Below are 768 nucleotides of genomic sequence, written 5' to 3'. Positions count from 1 at the left end.
CATCGATTGAATGAATGGATTCAACCACAGCCAAAGGAACCCTATGGCCTGGCGCTATCTCTCTCCGGCCCTTGCGGCCTACAATGATAGAATGCTTTCCCTTAACGTCCCCCTCGTTGGCGTCGAGGCGCAAATCTACAACGATCTCTGGAATGCCGTGATCAACCGCAAGCTCAAGCCCGGCGTCAAGCTGGAGGAGGCAGTGCTGTGTGAACTCTACGGCATCAGCCGCACCGTGGTCCGCAAGGTGCTGGTCATCATGGAACAGGCCGGTATTGTCCACCTGCCGGTCAACCGGGGCGCCTATATCGCCAAGCCGACAGCGGGCGAGGCGGAAAATCTTGTCGAAGGCATGCATCTCCTGCTCACGCACTTCGCACGCGAGCTTGCCAATGCGCCGGACCAGCGCCGGGCGGAGGTCCATAAGGTGCTTTCCGTTCATCTGCAGGCTGAACAGCAGGCAAGCCAACAGGCGGAGTTCAACACGCTGCGCCGGCTGCGGCTGGAAGCAGGGACGTTGCTGGGCGTGCTTGCCGGCAACCGCTTGCTGACGGAAAGCTACGAACGCTTTGCCACGCGGCTGACCTTGGCGCTGGCCCTCTACCAGCGCGGGTCGCTGATTACCGAGGGACACTCGCTGATGGAAAGCACGGCGAAGCACATCCTGGCCGGTGAACCGGATGAAGCGGCCGCTACCTTTGACACCGCCTTTGATATGCTCCGGCGATCCCTGGACTTCGGAGTGAACGAGGACGTCGATCTAAAAGC

General features: G+C 60.4%; 1 protein-coding gene. It reads left to right on the top strand.

The features are described 5' to 3' along the window. Positions 1-91: 91 nt before the first annotated feature. On the top strand, positions 92-768 hold a 677-nt coding region (locus tag LH464_RS24420; protein WP_226788985.1), incomplete at its 3' end, for a GntR family transcriptional regulator.

Origin of the sequence: Pseudorhizobium xiangyangii (assembly GCF_020531965.1) — a bacterium.
GTDB lineage: Bacteria > Pseudomonadota > Alphaproteobacteria > Rhizobiales > Rhizobiaceae > Neorhizobium > Neorhizobium xiangyangii.
Note: the sequence above shows the minus strand (reverse complement) of the source record. Positions and strands in the feature narration are given on the sequence as shown.